The sequence below is a fragment of the Ruegeria sp. SATB027 genome, assembly GCF_059613825.1.
On sequence record NZ_JBXWTH010000021.1, the window covers coordinates 1 to 4,011 of the forward strand.

Annotated in this window: 7 protein-coding genes; 5 read left to right on the forward strand and 2 right to left on the reverse strand. The window is 55.9% G+C overall.

All coding sequences use genetic code 11. The annotated features are described in order from the left end of the window. The 5 genes from AC2FPW_RS04180 to AC2FPW_RS04200 form a co-directional block, all read left to right on the forward strand. Positions 1-1,311: DUF3560 domain-containing protein (locus AC2FPW_RS04180; RefSeq protein WP_496812649.1), on the forward strand; the 1,311-nt coding region annotated here is incomplete at its 5' end. After that, positions 1,308-1,616, forward strand: coding sequence for a hypothetical protein (locus AC2FPW_RS04185; RefSeq protein WP_271952857.1), 309 nt, complete (start codon positions 1,308-1,310; stop codon positions 1,614-1,616). The genes AC2FPW_RS04180 and AC2FPW_RS04185, both read left to right, overlap by 4 nt. Continuing rightward, positions 1,613-2,221, forward strand: coding sequence for a hypothetical protein (locus tag AC2FPW_RS04190; RefSeq protein WP_496812650.1), 609 nt, complete (start codon positions 1,613-1,615; stop codon positions 2,219-2,221). The genes AC2FPW_RS04185 and AC2FPW_RS04190 overlap by 4 nt, the downstream gene beginning before the upstream one ends. 49 nt (positions 2,222-2,270) lie before the next feature. Further along, on the forward strand, positions 2,271-2,426 hold the full coding sequence (locus tag AC2FPW_RS04195) for a hypothetical protein (RefSeq protein WP_496812651.1): 156 nt from the start codon (positions 2,271-2,273) through the stop codon (positions 2,424-2,426). Positions 2,427-2,904: 478 nt separating this feature from the next. Further along, a complete protein-coding gene (locus tag AC2FPW_RS04200) occupies positions 2,905-3,066 on the forward strand; it encodes a hypothetical protein (RefSeq protein ID WP_496812652.1) in 162 nt (53 codons plus the stop codon). On the opposite strand, the gene AC2FPW_RS04205 is transcribed toward AC2FPW_RS04200, so the two are convergent. Together AC2FPW_RS04205 and AC2FPW_RS04210 are read right to left on the reverse strand one after the other, a co-directional pair. Beyond that, positions 3,063-3,335: a BrnA antitoxin family protein gene (locus AC2FPW_RS04205; RefSeq protein ID WP_496812653.1), complete on the reverse strand. Its 273-nt coding sequence runs from the start codon at positions 3,333-3,335 to the stop codon at positions 3,063-3,065. The two genes, AC2FPW_RS04200 and AC2FPW_RS04205, sit on opposite strands and share 4 nt — an antisense overlap. After that, positions 3,307-3,579 carry a BrnT family toxin gene (locus tag AC2FPW_RS04210; RefSeq protein WP_496812654.1) on the reverse strand — a complete coding sequence of 91 codons (273 nt, stop codon included), beginning with the start codon at positions 3,577-3,579 and terminating at the stop codon, positions 3,307-3,309. The genes AC2FPW_RS04205 and AC2FPW_RS04210 overlap by 29 nt, the downstream gene beginning before the upstream one ends. Between the last annotated feature and the right edge of the window lie 432 nt (positions 3,580-4,011).

Sequence of the window (4,011 nt, forward strand, 5' to 3'; positions counted from 1 at the left end):
TCCCCCGAGGACAACAAAATCCGTTTGTATGCCTCGGAGCGATTGGACGCCGACACATACGAGCGCGTCAAAGCCGCAGGCTTCAAATGGGCACCTAAACAGGAATTGTTCGTCGCCCCTATGTGGACCGTTGCCCGCGAAAACCTTGCGCTTGAACTGGCAGGCGAGATTGAACCCGAAGAAACCACAATGGCCGAACGGGCGCAGATCAAAGCGGATCGCCTGGACGGGATCGCACAGAAACGCGCCGAACAGGCAAACGCATTTCACCGGGCCGCTGACGAACTGTCCCGCGCATTCGAATTTGGTCAGCCTATCCTTGTCGGGCATCACTCCGAGCGCAAAGCCCGCAAGACTCAAGAGCGGATGCACAACGCAATGGACAAAGCCGTTAAGGCTCATGGCGCTATCGGTTATTGGCAATATCGCGCGGCAGGTGTCGAGCGTCATACAAACCGGAAGAATGACCCCAAGGTGCGCGCGCGCCGGATCAAGAAACTACTGGCCGAGCTGCGCGACCTTCAGCGCCGGTTGAACGCTGCGCATAAAGCCTTGGCAATGTGGGAAAGCGCGACCACTGACAAGCAAATCAGCTTCATTCTGGGCCGCAGCCCTTCGGTGCCTTATGGTCTCTATTCGGCAGTCGCAGACGGCAAGACCACACCGGCAGAGGCCCGCGCGCAGTGCATCGAGGCTGCAAAACGCACTATCGAGAATGACAACCTGTCCCGCTGGATCACTCACACCTTGAACCGCCTTTCATATGAACGCGAAATGCTGGGCGATGTGCCACGGTTTGAAGGTGAGATTACGCCCACCCTGTTGCAAATGTTTGTCCGCGAACACGGCGCAGACAAACCGAAGGGGAAAAAGGTCGATGACGATCTGTTTTCTGTTGAGTGTGACGCCCCTTTGCCCGCTCATGTGGCCGATGGCAGCACCGTTGAGCTATCCGCCGATGAGTGGCGCGATTTGATGCAGTCTTGCGGATACGTGCCGCCCGAAAAGAAACTGGCAAAGCCGCCTATTCTGAATTTCAAAGCGCAGAGCGGCAAATTTTTGGTTCGCAACCCGTGGAATAGAACAGTCGAGTTTTTGCCGCAGGTGGAAATGACCAAAGCGGAATTTGCCCAAATTGGCACTGACTACAGGGGAACGCGGCTTTCGGCTTGTGGCGCTTTCCGGGTGCGGATCGCACCGAACCCGAACCACGAAGGGCCGCGTTTCTCGGCTGGGTGGGCTGCTATCCTGATCACCGATCAAAAGCAGCATGACGCCCCCGCCGATTTTGACGAGGAAATTGCGCAATGACCCGTCATTGGGAAACCCATCTTTACACCTACGCTGTCGCGCTCACTCAGGGCGCGGCAATCCTGCCCGAGAATTTGCAGGGGATGCGGCAAAAGGCAATCAGCCACGGTCACACAGAAGGAGAATGCCAGATCGTTGAAGCCGACCCGATGGAGTATGTTCAGGAAGGATTTTCGCGCCTTTCCGTTCTGGGCAAGGCGGTAACAATGCGCCGCTTGATGGAGACCGGAATCGAGGCCAACACAGCGCAACGGATAGTCAATCAAGCCACGAACGCCCTTGAAGTTGAAAGGCTAGGACGATGACTCAGAAACGGCCAAGCATCTACTACCGCCCGAACAAGCCCCTAACCATTCCGGTTAGGGTGCGGCATGACGCGCCCCAACTGGACGAGCTGAAGGCCCCCGAAGTTATCGCCGTTGATAAGTTCACCGAATGCCACGTTACGCCTGATCCTGTCGCTGCGCGGATGGTTGGTTATCTCGGGCCGCAAGGTGACTATCTGACATTGGAGCCAAGCGCCGGAACCGGCCAGCTCGCAAAGGCGCTGATTGCATCAGGTCACAGCACTTGCGAATTGACCATGATCGAGCGCCACAACACGCTTGCGGCAAAGCTGCGCACCATTGGCCCCACGATCAACCGTTGTTTTCTTGATTATGCGGAGGAAGTCAAAGGCCGCGCGCAGTTTCCCCGCATCATCATGAACCCGCCTTTTAAGAAGGTCCGCGCCCACATCGAGGCGGCTTTGTCCCTGCTAGGGCGGGGTGGGCATGACGAACCGGCAACCCTTGTTGCCCTGGTCCCTGTTACCTTCCAGCACGACGAGGCCGAAGAACTCGAAACCTTGCCGCCAGACACGTTTGCGACGGCCAGCGTTTACACGAAAATCATCAGAATCCACCGCTGAGGGAAAGCCGATGTCTACAAAACCAATTGTCAGGATCGCTTGCGATGCAATGCAGTTTTTCGAAATCGACTTGCCGAATGGAGCCGACCCGGAAACCTACGCCGATTCAGACGATGCCCGCGCACAGTTTGCCGATTTGGTTTCGTCGGGCTTGATTGATTTTCAATTAGTCCGCTGTTTTGACAGGGACGGAAAGGAGGTTTGACCACCCTTTGCGCGCCGCCATGTGTGGCGCGCTTTGGTCTGTTCCCCTTTGTTGTCCCGGCGAACCGGGGCCGATTGCCCCAATTCGCCAGGACTGTGCGCTGCCAGCGCACGGGGCCGCATTAGCGGCCTGAGCGGCTTTTATGGCCGTTGGTGCTGTGATACCGTCACCGAGTCGACGGCAATCGACACAAACGCTCTTTTGAGCCAGTCGGCCCGATCGTTGCCGCGAGTCTGGGCCGACTGCTGTTTTTCAGAGCTTCCGCGCGTTGTCCATTTCACCCCAAATCGCCAGCTACAAAGCGAACCCCCGGTTTCCTGCGCGCCTGCCTTCGATCTGTCCCATTGAAAATGAGCGGCCAAGTTACACGCCGCGCAGACCCGTAAACACCAAGCCCTTCGGGGCGCGTGCCGCGCGTGTTGACTGGTCTGCTTTCCCGGCGTGTTCGGGAGCCGCGAATTTTCAACAGGAGACAGACATGAAATACATTCGCAAAAAATCAAAACAGCTTCGCAAACTAGCTGCTCGCCGCCTAAAAGCCGTGAGAAAACAGCTTCAGAAAATCGACTTGAGCCTCAGCATCGAGGTCAACTTGCTTGTCATCAAGATCACTTTTACAGCCAAACGCCAGGAGCCTTAGCCCCGGCTTCTTTGCGCCTCTACATACGTGCGCAGCACTGCATTCATTCGAGTCAGGTGGCCTTTGCCGCCAGACTTGAAGTATTCAAGAACTTCTGCGTCAACACGCAGATGCACAGACTGTTTTGGCTGGCGCTCAACAATGTCGGCGTCATCCCAAAATCCATCAGGCATATCCAAGGCTTCTGCTTCATCGCTCGGCGCTTTGACTTCGCCGCGACGTTGCATTGCCCTAATTTCCTCAAGGGAAGCTGTCTTTGTATTTTTCATAATCCTTCCGACCTCCTTTCCAGGCAGAGATGAGCCGGATGTTCTCGCCACGCATGGTGTGGATAACCGTGAATGGTTCACCATCAACCACGCCCAGAGAGATAGAACGTTCTTCTCCGTAGTCGTGTCGGTCATCAATTTTGCTGAGGGTCGGACCCTCGAAGATCAAAGCGGCATAGAGCAAGTCCACGCCATGTTTGGAAATGTTTTGCTGACGTTTGTCTTCGTCCCATTCTAGAAGCATGGTCAAAGCCTTTTGTTGTTTGGTACTGGTGGGATTTGGGCATTTTGACTGTCTACTTCCTTGATCGGGTTGAATTTCTGACTTGCTCAGGACGACCTTCTTCGTGCCGCTTATGAGGTATATGTACCTCTTTTGTGTACACACTTCAAGGGGCAGCTGAATTGATTTGATGATACGGGCAAATCCCGCGCCTATGGGCGCGTGACCGCGTGCTAGTCGGACGCCGGCACACCGGCCTCCGACCCGAACCAATCAAGTGCGATCTCCCTGCGGCCCAGGAGCGGCTAAATCTGTCTCATCCGAGCCAGCTTTAACCGCGGCCACAAGTCGCCTGCACATGCTTGTTTCGGCCCACAGGGTAACGCCCGCTTTTGCAATAGGTCTGGGAGATCCGCGCGAGGCGCGCGGCTCGCATTGATTATTGGACAGGGC

What these genes read in the sequence shown, in the direction of transcription:
- AC2FPW_RS04185 (WP_271952857.1), top strand. Translation starts at nt 1,308, where the DNA reads ATGACCCGTCATTGGGAAACCCATCTTTACACCTACGCTGTCGCGCTC.
- AC2FPW_RS04190 (WP_496812650.1), top strand. Translation starts at nt 1,613, where the DNA reads ATGACTCAGAAACGGCCAAGCATCTACTACCGCCCGAACAAGCCCCTA.
- AC2FPW_RS04195 (WP_496812651.1), top strand. Translation starts at nt 2,271, where the DNA reads ATGCAGTTTTTCGAAATCGACTTGCCGAATGGAGCCGACCCGGAAACC.
- AC2FPW_RS04200 (WP_496812652.1), top strand. Translation starts at nt 2,905, where the DNA reads ATGAAATACATTCGCAAAAAATCAAAACAGCTTCGCAAACTAGCTGCT.
- AC2FPW_RS04205 (WP_496812653.1), bottom strand. Translation starts at nt 3,335, where the DNA reads ATGAAAAATACAAAGACAGCTTCCCTTGAGGAAATTAGGGCAATGCAA.
- AC2FPW_RS04210 (WP_496812654.1), bottom strand. Translation starts at nt 3,579, where the DNA reads ATGCTTCTAGAATGGGACGAAGACAAACGTCAGCAAAACATTTCCAAA.